This window comes from Halosegnis longus, assembly GCF_009663395.1.
Classification (GTDB): domain Archaea; phylum Halobacteriota; class Halobacteria; order Halobacteriales; family Haloarculaceae; genus Halosegnis; species Halosegnis longus.
Map to the genome: position 1 here is coordinate 384903 of NZ_QKNW01000001.1, position 15534 is coordinate 400436.

At 68.7% G+C, this 15534-nt stretch carries 16 protein-coding genes; 10 read left to right on the top strand and 6 right to left on the bottom strand.

Going from position 1 to position 15534, the window contains the following annotated elements; genetic code table 11:
* Positions 1–87: 87 nt before the first annotated feature.
* Genes DM818_RS02095 through DM818_RS02105 form a run of 3 tightly spaced genes read right to left on the bottom strand, consistent with a single transcriptional unit; the run spans position 88 to position 2863 of the window.
* Complete coding sequence (locus DM818_RS02095) at positions 88–1083, bottom strand: metal ABC transporter permease (RefSeq protein WP_394338841.1); 996 nt, start codon at positions 1081–1083, stop codon at positions 88–90.
* Positions 1080–1832: a metal ABC transporter ATP-binding protein gene (locus tag DM818_RS02100; RefSeq protein ID WP_233571935.1), complete on the bottom strand. Its 753-nt coding sequence runs from the start codon at positions 1830–1832 to the stop codon at positions 1080–1082. The genes DM818_RS02095 and DM818_RS02100 overlap by 4 nt, the downstream gene beginning before the upstream one ends.
* Positions 1814–2863, bottom strand: coding sequence for a metal ABC transporter substrate-binding protein (locus DM818_RS02105; protein ID WP_123123923.1), 1050 nt, complete (start codon positions 2861–2863; stop codon positions 1814–1816). Before DM818_RS02105 ends, DM818_RS02100 begins: the two co-directional genes overlap by 19 nt.
* Positions 2864–3080: 217 nt before the next feature.
* Here DM818_RS02105 and katG point away from each other — a divergent pair, with 217 nt between their 5' ends.
* From katG to DM818_RS02125, 4 genes are all read left to right on the top strand, one after another.
* Positions 3081–5237 (top strand): catalase/peroxidase HPI, encoded by a 2157-nt coding sequence (gene katG, locus DM818_RS02110; protein WP_268891832.1) that lies wholly within the window; start codon positions 3081–3083, stop codon positions 5235–5237.
* Between the two features lie 123 nt (positions 5238–5360).
* Positions 5361–6473, top strand: a complete 1113-nt coding sequence (locus tag DM818_RS02115) for an aminopeptidase P family protein (protein WP_123123922.1) — start codon at positions 5361–5363, stop codon at positions 6471–6473.
* 113 nt (positions 6474–6586) lie between these two features.
* Positions 6587–6883 (top strand): DUF7552 domain-containing protein, encoded by a 297-nt coding sequence (locus DM818_RS02120; RefSeq protein ID WP_075938308.1) that lies wholly within the window; start codon positions 6587–6589, stop codon positions 6881–6883.
* 1 nt (position 6884) lies between these two features.
* On the top strand, positions 6885–7670 hold the full coding sequence (locus tag DM818_RS02125; RefSeq protein WP_153952244.1) for a DUF7260 family protein: 786 nt from the start codon (positions 6885–6887) through the stop codon (positions 7668–7670).
* Positions 7671–7676: 6 nt separating this feature from the next.
* Here the strand turns inward: DM818_RS02125 and DM818_RS02130 are convergent, their stop codons facing one another.
* Entirely contained in the window at positions 7677–8051 is a 375-nt protein-coding gene (locus DM818_RS02130) for a DUF7475 family protein (RefSeq protein ID WP_123123921.1), read from the bottom strand.
* A gap of 27 nt (positions 8052–8078) precedes the next feature.
* The gene (locus tag DM818_RS02135) at positions 8079–9185 is read right to left on the bottom strand and encodes a glycosyltransferase family 4 protein (RefSeq protein WP_153952245.1); all 1107 of its coding nucleotides are present in this window, start codon (positions 9183–9185) and stop codon (positions 8079–8081) included.
* A gap of 82 nt (positions 9186–9267) precedes the next feature.
* On the opposite strand from DM818_RS02135, the gene DM818_RS02140 reads away from it, so the two are divergent.
* Genes DM818_RS02140 through DM818_RS02165 form a run of 6 tightly spaced genes read left to right on the top strand, consistent with a single transcriptional unit; the run spans position 9268 to position 14970 of the window.
* Positions 9268–11202: an aldo/keto reductase gene (locus DM818_RS02140; RefSeq protein WP_123123919.1), complete on the top strand. Its 1935-nt coding sequence runs from the start codon at positions 9268–9270 to the stop codon at positions 11200–11202.
* Positions 11199–12005 (top strand): CDP-alcohol phosphatidyltransferase family protein, encoded by an 807-nt coding sequence (locus DM818_RS02145; protein WP_075938303.1) that lies wholly within the window; start codon positions 11199–11201, stop codon positions 12003–12005. The genes DM818_RS02140 and DM818_RS02145 overlap by 4 nt, the downstream gene beginning before the upstream one ends.
* A gap of 22 nt (positions 12006–12027) precedes the next feature.
* Positions 12028–12783, top strand: coding sequence for a GTP cyclohydrolase IIa (locus tag DM818_RS02150; protein ID WP_153952683.1), 756 nt, complete (start codon positions 12028–12030; stop codon positions 12781–12783).
* Positions 12780–13781: a zinc-dependent alcohol dehydrogenase gene (locus DM818_RS02155; protein ID WP_075938301.1), complete on the top strand. Its 1002-nt coding sequence runs from the start codon at positions 12780–12782 to the stop codon at positions 13779–13781. The genes DM818_RS02150 and DM818_RS02155 overlap by 4 nt, the downstream gene beginning before the upstream one ends.
* Positions 13778–14173 carry a 6-pyruvoyl trahydropterin synthase family protein gene (locus tag DM818_RS02160; protein WP_075938300.1) on the top strand — a complete coding sequence of 132 codons (396 nt, stop codon included), beginning with the start codon at positions 13778–13780 and terminating at the stop codon, positions 14171–14173. The genes DM818_RS02155 and DM818_RS02160 overlap by 4 nt, the downstream gene beginning before the upstream one ends.
* Positions 14170–14970 (top strand): SAM-dependent methyltransferase, encoded by an 801-nt coding sequence (locus DM818_RS02165; RefSeq protein WP_153952246.1) that lies wholly within the window; start codon positions 14170–14172, stop codon positions 14968–14970. The genes DM818_RS02160 and DM818_RS02165 overlap by 4 nt, the downstream gene beginning before the upstream one ends.
* On the opposite strand, the gene DM818_RS02170 is transcribed toward DM818_RS02165, so the two are convergent.
* Positions 14971–15510: a phosphatase PAP2 family protein gene (locus DM818_RS02170; protein ID WP_153952247.1), complete on the bottom strand. Its 540-nt coding sequence runs from the start codon at positions 15508–15510 to the stop codon at positions 14971–14973.
* Between the last annotated feature and the right edge of the window lie 24 nt (positions 15511–15534).

Consider the following 15534-nt stretch of genomic DNA (forward strand, 5'->3'; position numbering starts at 1 on the left):
ATCGGAACTCAAAGCGCGTGCCGTCGGGTTCGCTGTCGGTGACGGCGAGCCGCAAGCCGGGGGTTTCGGCGACACTCCGGACGATGCTCAGTCGCCGGTAGAACCGTCGTCGGTCGTCGTGATTGCCCCCATCTCCGGGCTCGCGTCGTCGCCGTGGCCGTCCTGTACTCGGCCGACCGCGACCGCGGCCACGTAGATGGCGACCGCACAGAGCACGACCACGCCGCCCGCGGTCGCGCCAGCGTAGTAGGCGACGGCGATACCGAGTACGACCGACAGTTCCGCGAGCAGCACCGAGACGACGAGCGATTCGGTGAAGCTGCGTGACACCTGCGTCGCCCCGGCGACCGGGACGACCAGCATCGCGGCCACGAGGATGACGCCCATAATCTGCATCGCGCCGACGACGACGAGCGCCGTCGTCATCACCATGAGCCGATTGTACCATGCCACGGGGAGGCCGGACACCGCGGCGGCCGTCTCGTCGAAGGTGACGTACAGCAGTTGATTCCGGGTGAGTCCGACCACGCCGACGACGACGGCGAACAGCACGAGCAGGATGGCCGCGCTCTGTTGGGTCACCGTCGAGAGGTTGCCGAACAGATACTGGTCGACGCTGACGGTCAGCCCGCCGGCGTTGATGCTGATGAGCGTCGTCCCGAGCGCGAACCCGGTCGAGAGCACGATGGCCATCGACACGTCGTTGTACGCGTCGGTCGCCTCGGAGATGAGTTCGATGAACAGCGCGGCGATGACGGCGACGACGACGGCCGTCAGATACGGCGTCACTCCCAGGTCGATGACGGCGTTGAGGAACAAGCCGACGGCGACCCCGGCGAAGGCGGTGTGGGCGAGCGCGTCACCGATGAGCGCCAACTGCCGGTGGACGAGGAACGTCCCGATGAGCGGGGCCATCACGCCGATACAGAGGCCGACGAGCAGCGCCCGGTGCATGAACGCGTACTCCAGGATGCCGAGGCCGGTGATTCGAAACAGGACGTTCATGAGCTCAGACCAGAGCGACAACAGCCAGTAGAGCGGCGCAAGCACCGTGTCGAGCGTCGTCTGGAGGGCGATGTTCACGACGATTCCCCCATGACCGCGGCGGTGCCGAACGCCCGCGCCAGCGCGTCGCTCGCCGTGAACTCTGCTGTCGGCCCGTCGAAGTAGATGCGGCGGTTGAGACAGACGACCCGCCGTGCGTGGTCCGTGACCGCCCCGAGGTCGTGTTCGATGAGGACGACGGTGATACCGCGGTCGTTCAGCGACGCCAGGAGTTCGTAAAACGCCTCGACGGACTCGGCGTCGACGCCGACGGTCGGCTCATCGAGCACGAGCAGGTCCGCCTCGCTGGCGAGCGCCCGCGCGATGAACGCCCGCTGGCGCTGGCCGCCCGACAGCTGCGTGATACGGCGATTGGCGAACGCCGACATCCCGACGGTGTCGAGCGCCTCGTCGACGATGTCCCAATCCGCCGTCGAGAGCGTACCGAAGCCGACGTGTGGGAATCGGCCCATCTTCACCACCTCGCGGACGGTAATCGGCATCTCTTTCGAGGCGCTGGCGTGTTGGGCGACGTAGCCGAGTCGGGAGCCGTCGTCGAAGGCGTGGGCCGGCTCGCCGAACAGTCGTGCGGTGCCGCGGTCGGGTTCCAACAGCCCGAGCATCAGCTTCATCAGCGTCGATTTCCCCGACCCGTTCGGCCCGACGACGGCGAGATGCTCGCCGGCGTCGACCGTGAGGTCGATATCTTCGACGACCGGCGTCGCGGTGTAGCCGAACGTGACGTTCGAGAGGTCGATGACGCGCTCGCTCACGCGAAGTTCCTCCACTCGTCGGCCCAGCCGTCGGGACCGGCCGCCTCTGGCGATTTGTTGCCGAGCACGACCTCGAAGGTGGGCATGTTGATGTTGTACGCGATTTCGGCGTAGCCCCACTCCGCCTCGACCCAGTCCTCGCGAACGCCTGCGTACGGGGTGACCGGAAAGTAGGCCTCTGCCTGCGTCTCCTCGATGAGTTGGACGGCGGGGCGGCGCGCCTCGAAGACGCCGTTGGCGATGTAGCGGATGTCGTTCTCGGCGATGACCTGCTGTGCGCGGCGGATATCCTCGGGAGCCACGTCACCGCTGGCTGCGAGATTCGTCACGAGCGGGCGCATCTCCACGTCGTAGCGCACACCGATATACTGGAAGGCGTTGTGAGCGGCGAGCTGTACCACCCTGCGAGGTGCGGCGTCGAACATCGCCCGATAGTCGGCGTGAATCGCGTCAAGCGTCTCTGTCTTGTACGTCTCGCCGTTCGACCGGAGTTGTTCCTCGTGGTCGGGCGCGAGGTCGACCAGTCCGTCGGTGATGTTGTCGACCGATGTCTTTGCCCGCAGCGGGTCGAGCCAGAAGTGGGGGTCGAGCCCCTGTCGGTCGCCGACCCCCTCCTCCTCGCGGTCGAGGCTCGCGGCGAGGTCGACCAGCTCGACGCCCTCGCGGGAGTTAATGAGTCGGGTGTCGATGTTGTCGTCGTCGAGCGTCTGGATGGCGCGGTCGGCCCACGGCTGGAACCCCGGTCCGACGTGGATGAACGCGTCCGCCTCGATGATGTCCCGCGTGACGCTGGCGTTCGGCTGCCAGCCGTGGCCGTGGAGTCCCGTCGGTACGAGGTTCTCGATTCGGACGGGCGTCCCCGCGGCGACGTTTCGGGCAAAGTCGTAGAAGCTGAAGAAGGAGGCGACGGCGACGGGACCGTCACCGGCGTCGGTCGCGTTGCCGAGACAGCCCGCAAGCCCGGTCGCGACTGCTCCCGCGCCTGCGGCGAGCGCCCGGCGTCTCGACAGCCGAGGGTTGCTGTCCGCACGGTGAGTCGTCTGCATGAGTGCTCGATGGTTAGACACCACAGCCTATAGTTCTACGCTTCGAAACACAGAATTAGATTTGTCTAATTCACGTGAACGCGAGCGCGAGAGGTGAGCCAGAGAGACGCTAACGGTTGTCACCCTACGACTGGAAAACCCACAGACTGCACGCCGGCGTGTCGCTTGTTGAACTGGGGCACGGTCATATACCAAACGAAATCTTAACCCTCAGCCCATACAGTACACTTACATGAGCAAACGAAACGAGGACTGGTGGCCGAACCAGTTGCAGCTCGACGTTCTCGACCAGAACGCGCGCAGTTCGAACCCCCTGGACGATGAGTTCGACTACGCCGAGGAGTTCCAGAAGCTCGACCTCGACGAGGTGAAGGCGGACATCGAGGAGCGGCTGACCGACTCACAGGACTGGTGGCCGGCCGACTACGGCCACTACGGCCCGCTGATGATTCGGATGGCGTGGCACAGCGCCGGAACGTACCGGACGGTCGACGGGCGCGGCGGTGCCGGCGGCGGCCGCCAGCGATTCGCCCCGCTCAACAGCTGGCCGGACAACGCGAACCTCGACAAGGCGCGGCGTCTGCTGTGGCCCATCAAGGAGAAGTACGGGCAGAAGCTCTCGTGGGCGGACCTGATGGTGCTTGCGGGCAACGTCGCCATCGAGTCGATGGGATTCAAGACGTTCGGCTTCGCCGGCGGCCGCGAGGACGCCTTCGAGGAGGACAAGGCGGTCGACTGGGGCCCCGAAGACGAGATGGAGACCTGGGACCGCTTCGACGAGGAGGACTTCCTGCAGGAGCCGCTCGGCGCATCGGTCATGGGGCTCATCTACGTCAATCCGGAGGGACCGGAGGCGAATCCGGACCCCGAGTGGTCCGCAGAGCGCATCCGGACGACGTTCAGCCGGATGGCCATGAACGACGAGGAGACCGCCGCGCTCATCGCCGGCGGCCACACGTTCGGGAAGGTCCACGGGTCGGACGACCCCGAGAACCTCGGCCCGGAACCGGAAGCGGCCCCGATCGAGTCGCAGGGCTTCGGCTGGGAGCGTGAGGACACCGACGGTCCGGTGAAGGGCGGCGAGATGATTACGAGCGGTATCGAGGGCCCGTGGACTCAGTCGCCGACGGAGTGGGACATGGGGTATCTCAACAACCTCCTCGAGTACGAGTGGGAACCGCACAAGGGTCCCGGCGGCGCGTGGCAGTGGCAGCCGACCGACGAGTCGCTCGAAGGCAGCGCCGAGCCGGCCCACGACGAGGAGGACGCGGCCACCCCGATGATGCTCACGACCGACGTGGCGCTCAAGAAGGACGACGACTACCGCGAGGTCATCGAGGAGTTCCAGGACAACCCGATGAAGTTCGGGATGGCGTTCGCGAAGGCGTGGTACAAGCTGACCCACCGAGACATGGGTCCGCCGACGCGGTTCCTCGGTCCCGAGGTGCCCGAGGAGACGATGCTCTGGCAGGACCCGCTGCCGGAGGCGGAGTACGACACCATCGACGACGCAGACGCCGCGGAGCTGAAGGAGACGATTCTCGCCACCGACCACTCGGTGTCCGAGCTGGTCGAGACGGCGTGGGCGTCCGCCTCGTCGTTCCGCGAGAGCGACATGCGCGGCGGCGCGAACGGCGCACGCGTGCGGCTCCGCCCGCAGCGCGACTGGGAGGTCAACAAACCCGAACAGCTCTCGCAGGTGCTCGACACCTACCGCGAGATCAAAGCCGACTTCGACGAGTCGGGCGAGGAGAACGTCCGCGTCTCGCTCGCGGACCTCATCGTGCTGGGCGGAAACGCCGCCGTCGAGCAGGCGGCGGCCGACGCCGGCTACGACGTGGAAGTGCCGTTCGAGCCGGGTCGCGTCGACGCGACCGAAGAGCAGACCGACGCCGAGTCGTTCGAGGCGCTGAACCCGCGCGCTGACGGGTTCCGCAACTTCCAGGCCGACCGCGACGACCGCCCCGCAGAGGAGGCGCTCGTGGACAAGGCCGACCTGCTCGGGCTGACGGCCGACGAGATGACGGTGCTCGTGGGCGGGATGCGCATGCTCGACACCAACTACGACGACTCCGACCACGGCGTCTTCACCGACGAGCCGGAGACGCTGACGAACGACTTCTTCCAGAACCTCCTCGGCATGGAGACCGAGTGGGAGGAGACCGACGAGGAGGGCGTCTACGAGGCCTACGACCGTGACACGGGCGAGGTCGTCTGGACGGGCACCCGTGCGGACCTCGTCTTCGGGTCGAACTCCCGGCTCCGCGCCATCGCAGAGGTGTACGGTGCCGACGACGCGGAAGAGACGTTCGTCAACGACTTCGTCGACACGTGGCACGAAGTCATGACGGCAGACCGCTTCGACCTGGAGTAACCCCGCGGCCGCGACCGATTTTTTCGCCGTCGACCCCCGACCGTGAGCGCGGCGAGTCTCGGGTCGACCGACGCTACGCCCGGCGACCGAACCTGCTTTCTCGCCGGACGGAAACGAGCGCGTATGGACCGACAGCAGCGCGTCGAAGCCTGTCGTCGCGAGCTCGCGAACGCGGACGCGGCGGCGGCAATCATCTTTCCCAGCATCGACATGGCGTATCTCTCCGGCTTCACCGACGAGCCGATGGAGCGGGTGTTGTTCCTCATCGTCCCCCGCGAGGGCGACCCGGTCTTCGTCGCCCCGGAGATGTACGACGAACAGATTCGCGACGCCTCGTGGGTCGAAGATATCCGGACGTGGGGCGACGGCGACGACCCGTACGCGCTCGTCGAGACGGTCGCAGCGGCGTTCGGGTTCGCGGGCGAGCGCATTCTCGTCGACGACCGCATGTGGGCACAGTTCACGACGGAACTGCGCGAGCGGTTTCCGGACGCGACGTTCGGTCTCGCGAGCGAGGCCGTCGGCCCCCTGCGGCTCCGGAAGGACGACGCCGAACTCGCGGCGCTGCGGGCTGCGGCGTCAGTTGCCGACGCGGCGAGCGTGGCGGTTCGGTCACTCGGTGGCGACGCGGTCGGGCTGACCGAGCGCGAACTCGCGGCACGCATCGAGACGGAACTGACGACTCGCGGCGGGGACGGCGTCTCCTTCGAGCCAATCGTTGCCTCAGGTCCCAACGGCGCGAAGCCCCACCACCGGCACGGCGACAGAGAAATCGAAGCCGGCGACCCCGTCGTCCTCGATTTCGGAACGCGCGTCGACGGCTATCCGAGCGACCAGACGCGGACCGTCGTCTTCGAGGGGACGCCGCCCGAGCCGTTCGAGCAGGTCCACGAAACGGTCCGCGAGGCGTTGGAGGCCGGCGTCGACGCCGTCGAGCCGGGCGTCACCGCACACGAGGTCGACGCGGCGGCCCGGCAGGTCATCGAGGACGCCGGCTACGGCGAGCAGTTCATCCACCGGACGGGCCACGGGCTCGGGTTGGAGGTCCACGAACCGCCGTACATCGTCGAGGGGAACAACCAGCCGCTCGAACCGGGGATGGTGTTTTCCGTCGAGCCGGGCATCTATCTCGACGGCGAGTTCGGCGTCCGTATCGAGGATATCGTCGCCGTCACCGACGACGGCTGTGAGCGACTGAACGACTCACCGCGCGGCTGGCGAGGAGAAGGCCGGTAGAACGGTTTTGGCCGTCCTAAAAATCGGAACGTCTTTACTGTTTTAGGTAGACCTAACCTGCATGGAACGGGAGCGAACGAGCCGTCGACGCCGACAGGACGGAGGGGAGACGGATGAGTGAGTCGTCGTTACACGCGCTGCGCGACCGCATCGAGACGCTGGCGAGTGAGACGGGAAGCTACTATCTGGTCTGTGCCCGGTGTGGCGACCGACCGGTGCCGGCCGCGACGCTCAGATTCGAGAGCCGTGCCGTCGCGCGCGTCGCCGCAGACGTGACAGCGCAGTACCGGAGCCGGCTCCGGGAGTACGACCCCGCCTTGCCCCGCTACGAAATCATCGTCTGTGAGACCGGCCCGGAGACGGGGTCGCGACCGTTCGACGCCGGACTCGCCACCCACTCGGAGGCGTAGGATGGCCGTCGAGACTCACATCGACGACGCCATCGAGCGCGCGAGCGACGAGCGCGCTGTTATCGCAGACAAACGGGACGCCATCGCGCAGTTCACGGAACGCGTCGCCGAGCTGTCGCCGGCGTCGGAGGCGACCGCGACGCCCGCCATCGCGACGACCGGCGGACTGGCCGAGGGAAGCGACGCCGGCGACAGCCGGTGTCGCACGGTCCGACAGGCGTTCGCCGAGACGGTGTATCCACACGCGCTCGATGAGATCGAGGGGACGGAGTCGGTCCACGCCGCCATCGGCAACGAACTCTCCGAGGAGTTGGCCGTCGCGCTCGCGCCGGCGACGGACGCGGCCTTCTCCGCGACGCTGAAGCGTGCACTCGTCAACGAGGCGGAGTCGCGCCGGGCGGAGACAGCCGTGTTGGTTCGCGCGCTCGGACGCGAGGTCGACCAGCTACAGCGGGCCGAGACGCTCGTCGAGGAGGTGACGGGCTGGATTGACGAGGCGGAGGAGACGCCGCTGACCGAACTCGGCTTCGACGCCCTCCACGCGCGCCACGAGCGACTCGCCGACTACCGCGACCGGTGTGAGACCGTCGTCAGCGAGCGGCAGGCGTTTCTCGACGGGACGACCAACACCGGCGCGGACGTGGGCGTGAGCCACCGGCTGTTCCCGTCGTATCTGTACCAGTCGTTCCCGGACGAACATCCGGCGCTCGCGACCGTCGCCCGCCTCGATTCTACCTGTGAATCCTGTCAGCGGGCGGTCCGGGCGCACCTCACCCGGCGAGCGTAGCTACTTCTATCCCTCGCGTTGAATCAGGACGACGAGCACTCCAATCAGGGCGACCTGAATCGCCTTGTCCACGTAGCCGAGCGTGGAGAAGCTCCCCGCGTTAAGAACGTACCACGCGACGATCTGTCCGAGCGTCCACAGCGCGCCGAGCGCGTAGAGCGGCTGTCGTGGGACGTCAACGTCGAGCGCGAGCACGGCGGCTCCGCCGAGGAAACCGATGCCCGCGACGGCGAAGCTGATGCCGTACGTCGAGAGTCCGTACAACGAGACCAGATACAGATGCAGGAGTCCGGTCGCGACCGCGAGCGCGATGCCGGCCCAGTGGACCGAGGTGAGCGACCCCGCCTGGACGCCCCCACCTGTTGCTTCTCGAGTTCCCATACGTCGTGTGAGGGCGTGACACGACTTTTAGTTGAGGGTCGCGGAGACGTGCTCTCGAATCTCACTGGCGAACCGGTCGCTGGCGAATCGGTCGCGAGAGAGAAACGGCCGGAGGTCGCTGTCGAGTGCCGCGGCGACCGTCTCGGCCGCGCCCTCGATGCCGTGAAACAGCAGTCGGTCGTCGCCGCCGAGCACGTCGACCTGTCCGCCCTCGTTGGGCGCGAACGGGACCATCCCGGCGGCGGCGTACTCGGCGACGGCCATCCCGAAATGCTCGGTCGGCTTCATGTTGAGTCCGTAGCGGTAGCGACCGAGCAGCGTCTCGACGCGGTCGCGCGACACGTCGGTTTCGACGCGGACGCCCTCGCTGCGTGCGGCCGCCGACTCGACCCGGCGGACGTACTCCCGGTAGGCGGTCGGCGCGGAGCCGACGACGCGACAGGTGAGGTCGTACCCGCGTGCGCGGAGCCGTTCGACCACCTCGATGGCGTTGAGGACGCGCTTGTCCGGCGCGATGCGCCCGAGCACGAGCACGCCGGCGTCGCGGTCGACCCACGGGCGACCCTCGATTGGGTCGACGGGCGGGTGACACACCGTCGGGCGGACCCCGTAGATGTCGGCCGTCACGTCGGCGGTCCACGCCGAGTTCGCCAGCAGCCGGGTCGGCCCCTCGAGCTGGCTGCGGTCGGGCGCGGCGAGTCGCGACCAGAGACCGTCGAGTGGCCCAGTTTCCCCGGCGTCGACGCGGTCGACGTAAAACTGCGGAAAGTGGACGTACTGCACCGACGGCCCTGAGATTGCGAGTTCGTTCGCCGTGCTGACGACGACATCGAACTCGCCGCGGCGACGGCGGAGATACGCTCGCAGAAGCACCGACCGGGCGGGGAGTTGGGGGCCGAGACGCGGCGCGGCGCGGTTCAGCCCGGCCGCGAGTGCACGGCTTCCGGGCGGCGTCGCCACCGTCACGTCGAACGGTACGTCGAACTTCGCGGCCACGCGCTCGGGAGCCGTCGCCGACAGCGTGAACAGCGTCACGTCGTGGACGGCGTCGAGGGCGGCACAGACGTGGAGACACACCATGTCCGCACCCCCCTCGAAATCGAGCGTGTTGTGGAACACCGCGACCTTCGCCATACGCCTCGTGGGGGCGCAGTCGGCTTGAACCCTGTCGCCGGCGGCGACAGTGTATTGGTGAACGCACCCACAGTTTGCGGTAGTGAACTGCTTGGTAGTGGGAGCCGGCAGCGTGGCACGCGAGTACGTCGCCGGCGTCGCGGACACGGACCTCACCGTGACTGGTGTCTGTGACCTCGACCGCGAGCGCGCGAGTGCGCTCGCCGCCGACCTCGACGCGACCGCCTACACCGACCTCGATGCGATGCTCGCCGCGGAGTCCGCGCCGCTCGTCGTGAATCTCACGAGCCACGAGGCACACGCCCCGGTGACCCGCACCTGTCTCGACGCGGACCGACACGTCTTCTCGGAGAAGCCGCTGGCGATGGACGCCGCGACCGCAGCCGACCTCGTTTCCCTCGCTCGGGACCGAACCCTCGCGCTCGGCTGCGCGCCAGCGAACCCCGCCGGCGACGTGCAGCGACACGCCCGAACGCTGCTGGCCGACGGCCGACTCGGCGACGTGCAGTTCGTCACCGCGACGGCGAACGTCGGCCGCGTCGGCGCGTGGCACGACCGCCCCGACTCCTTCCTCCGCGTCGGGCCGCTGTACGACGGTGGCGTCTATCCGCTCACCCTGCTCGTCGCGTGGTTCGGCCGCGTCGAGCGGGTCCGGCGGGCCGACGCCCTCCCGCTGTGGCCCGGGGACGCCGACCCGGACGAAAGCTACACCGACGCGCCACACGTCGAAGCGACCCTCGAGTTCGCCGACGGCCCGACCGTCGCGCTCCGGGCCAGCTTCTACGTCGACCACCGGAGCCGCGAGTTCTACGGGCTGGAGTGTCACGGCGACGACGGCACCCTGTATCTGGACGACACCGGCGCGCTCGCCGCCGAGGAGTCGGCCGTCACGGTCCGGGGCGGGGACCGTGAGCCGACGACCGCCCCTCATCCGGTTCCGCGTCGCGAGCAGTCGCGGCTCGAAGCCGTCGAGCGACTGGCCGACTCGGTTCGACAGGGAACCCCGGACCGGACGACCGCGTGCCGCGGGGCACACGTCGTCGCGGTGTGTAACGCCGTCGAGGCGGCTGCCGAGACGGGTGGCGGGGAAGCCGTCGAGACCGACGCTCCCGCGGGAACGTGCCCCAAGCGCGTCTGGCGACCCGAACCCAGCACTGCCGACAGGGCGCTACATCTTCCACCGGTCGGCTTCGGCTGTTCGCGGTATCGCCACGGCGACTACGTGACGCCGGCACTCGGCGCGGCCGTCGACGCCGGCTATCGGCTGTTCGACACGGCGGAACTGTACGGCAACGAGTGGCGACTCGGCGACCTGCTCGCCGACGGTCCGGACCGCGACACCGTCTTCCTGCTCGGGAAGCCGTGGCGCACGAACCACGGCCCCGGTCACCTCGAACGCGCCTGTCGCAGCTCGCTCGCGGAGCTCGGAGCCGACGCCTTCGACTGCTACGCGCTCCACTGGCCCGGCGCGTGGGAACACACCGGCCCCCTCTCGCAACTCTCGAAGAAGCCGGTGGCCGAACAGGAGCGGGTGACGTTTCCAACCGACGAGAACGGAGACCCGGCACGCGCGAGCCACACCCTCCTCGATACGTGGCGACGGATGGAGGCTCTCGTCGACGAGGGGTTGGCCCGGACGCTCGGACTCTGTAATGTGACGCTGCCGCAGTTGGCCGCCGTCGCTGACGAGGCGCGGATTCCGCCCGCTCTCGTGCAGGTGGAGTCGAATCCGTACGCTCCCCGTCACACCCTCGTCCGGTGGTGTCACCGCCACGGCATCCGCGTCGTCGCTCACTCGCCGCTCTCGACTGCGCTTCGCGATGACTCGGTCGTCCGGTCCGTCGCCGACAGACACGACATCGCGCCGACGACCGCGCTGTTGGCGTGGCAGGTCCAGCGGGGCGTCGTCCCGATTCCGACGACGACCGACCCCGCACACGCGACGGCGAATCTCGCGGCCGCGCGCCACCGACTCGACGAGCAAGGAATGGCACAGTTGGACGGGCTAGTCCGATGAGCGCCGACGCCTTACGCCGGCGCTGGTGGGCCGTCGTCGTCGCGAGCGCGCTCGCGACCGCCGGTGTCGGGGTGCTCGTCGCGCGTGCGCTCTCGCCAGCCGCGGGGGGACGGTGGCTCGCCGGCGCGCTCGCTCCGGTGGTCTTTCTCGCGTGGTTCCTCCGACGCACGCTCTCGGAGAACCGACCGCCCGAGGACGCCCCCGAATCGGGCGTCTATTCCACCCTCGGGGTGGCGAACGGAATCACCGTCGGGCGCGGCTGGCTCTACGCGTGTCTGGGTGGGTTCGTGCTCACCGTCCCGCCGACCGGGACGGCGTGGCGGTGGCTGCCGGCCGTCGCGTACGGCGTCGGTATCGGGCTCGACTGGGTCGACGGCGCGGCCGCCCGAACCGTGAGCCGCCGGACGCAGTTGGGCGAGCGACTCGACCTCGCGTTCGATACGATGGGGTTCCTGCTCGCGCCGGTCGTCGGCGTCGTCTGGGGGGCGCTTCCGGTGTGGTATCTGTCGGTGTCGGCCGCGCGGTATCTGTTCAAGCTCGGCTGCTGGCTCCGGGAGTACCGCGGGCTTCCGGTGGGAGAGCTGCCGGAGAGCCGCGTCCGACGGCCGCTGGCCGCCCTCCAGATGCTCACCATCGCCGTCGCGCTCGTCCCCCTCGTGCCGGCGAGCGTCGCGTGGCCGCTCGCCACGGGGGCCATGATTCCAACGCTCGTGGTGTTCCTCCGCGATTATCTGTCGGTTACTGGACGACGGAACGAAGCAAACGCTAAAGAACGTACACCCGTAACCCGAGTAGATGAGTGACGTGTCACACCATGGCACCCGGATGGTCGCCCTGCAGATCGACGACTACGGTCCGTGGACGACCACGCCGGAGCCACGACGGGAGACTGACCTCCAGGCGCTCCAGTCGCGGCTGTTCGCGACCGTCGCCGACTTCTTCGCCCGGTTCGACGGCTACGCCTTCGCCGACCGCTACGACAACATGGTCGGCGTCGCGAACGGGGCCGACCCGGCCGTCTTCGAACGGCTCCAGACACAGGTCGCGAATCAGTACCCCGTAACGGTAAGCGTCGGCGTCGGCACGGCCGGAACGCCCCGGACGGCGCTGGAGGCCGCCAACGGCGTCCTCCAGCAGGCCGGCAGCGCACAGGACGCAGACCGGACCGAGGTCCACGACCACCGGGTCGTCGACGACGCGACGACGGGGACCGTGACGATTGCCCACTTCGACGTGGTGGACGCGACGGGCACCCTGACCGACCGCGTCTCGTCCGCCGAGGCGGGCCACACCATCCGCCGCGCCGTGCTCGAACTCCGCGAGCAGATGTGGGAGCGCCACGGCGCGGTCACCCAGTTCGTCGGGGGCGACAACGCCATCGCCGTCTGTCCGTCGCTGACGCCGTCGAAACTCGACGCCGTCAACGACCACGTGCGCGAGACGACGGGGGTGGAGCTACAGGTCGGTATCGGACGCGGGCCGACCGCCCACGCCGCCGGCGACGACGCGAAGCACGCACTCGAACACTGCCGCGAGACGGGCGAGCGCATCCACGCCGCGTTCAGCCTCGTCGAACGATGATCGACGCACGCCGACTCTACTTCACGGACCCCTGCGAGGTCGAGGTCAGAACCGTCACGCTGGACGCCCCCGACGAGGGCGAAGTCGTCGTCGAGACGACCGAGTCGGGCATCAGTCCCGGCTCCGAACTGCTCGTCTATCGGGGCGAGTTCCCCGAGGAGACCGCCGTCGACGAAACCATCGAGGCGCTCGCCGGCACCTTCGAGTATCCGCTGCCGTACGGTTACGCCGCCGTCGGCACCGTCACCGACTGCGGCGCGGGCGTCGACGAGTCGTGGCGCGGGCGCACCGTCTTCGCCTTCGAGCCACACGCAGACCGGTTCGTCGCGTCAACCGACACGCTCGTCCCCTTACGCGAGGGAGTTACGCCGACGGAGGCCACCCTGCTCCCGTCGGTGGAGACGGCGACGAATCTCGTCCTCGACGGGGCACCCCGCGTCGGGGAGGAGGTCGTCGTCTTCGGCGCGGGACTCGTCGGGCTGTGTACCGTCCACATCCTCTCGGAGTTCCCGCTGTCGGAGCTGACGGTCGTCGAGCCGGTTGACACGCGCCGACGCCTGGCAGCGCAGTTCGGCGCGGACCGAACTATTACACCCGCGGCCGTGGGGAGCGACGCCGCACCCGCGAATACTGACATGGTGTACGAGCTGTCCGGCCGCCCGACGACGCTCGACGACGCGATCGAGACGGTCGGCTACGACGGGCGCGTCGTCGTCGGCTCGTGGTACGGGAAGAAACGCGCGCCGATCGACCTGGGCGGGTCGTTCCACCGCGACCGCATCAGCCTCGAATCCAGTCAGGTGAGCACCATCGACCCCGACCTCCGGGGGCGGTGGGACCGCGAGCGCCGGTTCGACGTGGCGTTCGACCACCTCCAGACGCTCGACACCGAGCGGCTGTGCGGCGAGGCGTTCGCCTTCGACGCCGCGGCCGACGCCTACCGGACACTCGCGGACGGCACCGTCGAGCGACCACACGTCACCTTCACCTACCGATGACAGCACCAGAACCATACACGCTCACCGTCCGCCGCGAGTTCGTCGCCCAACACTACCTCACCGTTCCCGACCCCGGGCCCGTAGAGGGGGAGCCACACAGCCACGTCTTCACCGCCGAGGTGGCGTTCGCCGGTCCAGAGCTGGACGAGTACGGCTACCTCGTCGACATCGACGCCGTCGAGGAGCGGCTCGACGCGCTGGAGACCCGCTACCGGGACACCCTGCTCAACGACCTCCCCGAGTTCGACGGGCAGAATCCGAGCGTCGAGCGGTTCGCGGCGGCGTTCGGCGACCGACTGGCCGACGACCTCACCGACCCGAACCCGACCACGCTCACCGTCCGGCTCTGGGAGGACGACCTCGCGTGGGCGAGCCACGAGCGGAAACTGTGACCGCCGACGGTCACGACCACGGCAGACGCCGCTACCTGACTGCAAAGCACTCTGTCGACAAGCGGGCACGCAACGAACAGGTCCGACAGCGACTGCTCGCTGAACTGCCGGCTACCCCCCGAGTGGTCGAGTGGGGACCCGGCGTCGGGCTGTCGGTTCCGACGCTGTGCGACTGGACGAATCTCGACGCCTACCACGGTATCGAGGCCGACCCGACGCTGGCGGCGTTTGCTCGGTCGCTCGTCCCGCGGCTGTTCGCCCGGAGCGGGGAGGACGCCCCCGACGCAGCGTTCACCGTCGGTGACGCGCTCGCGACGCGGACGGAGCCGTGTGACCTGCTGTACGCACAGTCGTTCTTCGACCTCGTGCCGGTGGAGTCGGCACTCGATGCCGTACGGGAGCGCGTCACCCCCGGCGGCCTCGCGTACGCGCCCCTCACGTTCGACGGGAAGACGACGTTTTTGCCCCGCCGTCCGAACGACGAGGCGGTACTCGGAGCGTTTCACGACACCATCGACGCGACCGACGGCCGGAGTCGGGCGGCGACCACACTTCTCGACGCGCTCGGCGAGCGCGACGCGACGGTGCTGGCCGTCGGGAGCTCTGACTGGGTGGTTCGGCCGCGCGCGGGCGCGTATCCGGCCGACGAGCGCTACTTCCTGTCGTCGATTCTCGACATCATCGAGGATGCGCTCGGCGGACAGGCGGCCGAGTGGCTCGCGGCGCGGCGAGAACAGCTTTCCGCCGGACAGCTCACCTACGTCGCGAACAACCACGACGTGCTGTGGCGGCCCTGATTACCGGTCGGTGAGCGGCGACCACCGAGCGAGCACGACCCCGGCGAGCGCGACGGCTCCGACGCCGATTGCGACCCCGGCGAACGTATCCGTCAGGTAGTGGGTGCCGAGATAGACGCGGGAGACGGCGACCAGCAGCGCGAGCGGGGCGACGACCCCGACCGGTAGTTCATCGGAGCGCCACGCCGTGAGCGCGAACACCGTGCCGGCGGCCGCATGACCCGAGGGAAACGAGGAGGCGACGGCCTCGCCGGTGGTCTGACACACGGGCATCGGGGGGAACGGGCGCGCGACGACCGCCATCAGGGTCGCGACGACGACGCCGGTGATGGCGAGGGCGATACCGGCGCGTTCGGTCTCCTCGCGCCAGCCGGCAGCGAAGAAGAGTCCGAGGAAGACGAGCGCCGCGGTCGCGGAGCCGAGTCCCGTGACCGAGGTGAGCAGTTTCGTCGCCAGCGGCGACCGGAAGTCAGCGAGCAGCAGTGCGGTCTGCGTGTCGAGCGCGAACAGCCAGTCGAGCAGCCTCCCGAGCGCATCCATCGCCGTACGTATCGAGAGAACGCC

Excerpts from the sequence above, each read along its gene's own strand:
- DM818_RS02120 (WP_075938308.1), top strand. The coding sequence starts at position 6,587 with ATGAGTGAGTCGTCGTTACACGCGCTGCGCGACCGCATCGAGACGCTG.
- DM818_RS02130 (WP_123123921.1), bottom strand. The coding sequence starts at position 8,051 with ATGGGAACTCGAGAAGCAACAGGTGGGGGCGTCCAGGCGGGGTCGCTC.
- DM818_RS02160 (WP_075938300.1), top strand. The coding sequence starts at position 13,778 with ATGACAGCACCAGAACCATACACGCTCACCGTCCGCCGCGAGTTCGTC.
- DM818_RS02135 (WP_153952245.1), bottom strand. The coding sequence starts at position 9,185 with ATGGCGAAGGTCGCGGTGTTCCACAACACGCTCGATTTCGAGGGGGGT.
- DM818_RS02170 (WP_153952247.1), bottom strand. The coding sequence starts at position 15,510 with ATGGATGCGCTCGGGAGGCTGCTCGACTGGCTGTTCGCGCTCGACACG.
- DM818_RS02125 (WP_153952244.1), top strand. The coding sequence starts at position 6,885 with ATGGCCGTCGAGACTCACATCGACGACGCCATCGAGCGCGCGAGCGAC.
- DM818_RS02105 (WP_123123923.1), bottom strand. The coding sequence starts at position 2,863 with ATGCAGACGACTCACCGTGCGGACAGCAACCCTCGGCTGTCGAGACGC.
- DM818_RS02155 (WP_075938301.1), top strand. The coding sequence starts at position 12,780 with ATGATCGACGCACGCCGACTCTACTTCACGGACCCCTGCGAGGTCGAG.
- DM818_RS02150 (WP_153952683.1), top strand. The coding sequence starts at position 12,028 with ATGGTCGCCCTGCAGATCGACGACTACGGTCCGTGGACGACCACGCCG.
- DM818_RS02115 (WP_123123922.1), top strand. The coding sequence starts at position 5,361 with ATGGACCGACAGCAGCGCGTCGAAGCCTGTCGTCGCGAGCTCGCGAAC.
- DM818_RS02145 (WP_075938303.1), top strand. The coding sequence starts at position 11,199 with ATGAGCGCCGACGCCTTACGCCGGCGCTGGTGGGCCGTCGTCGTCGCG.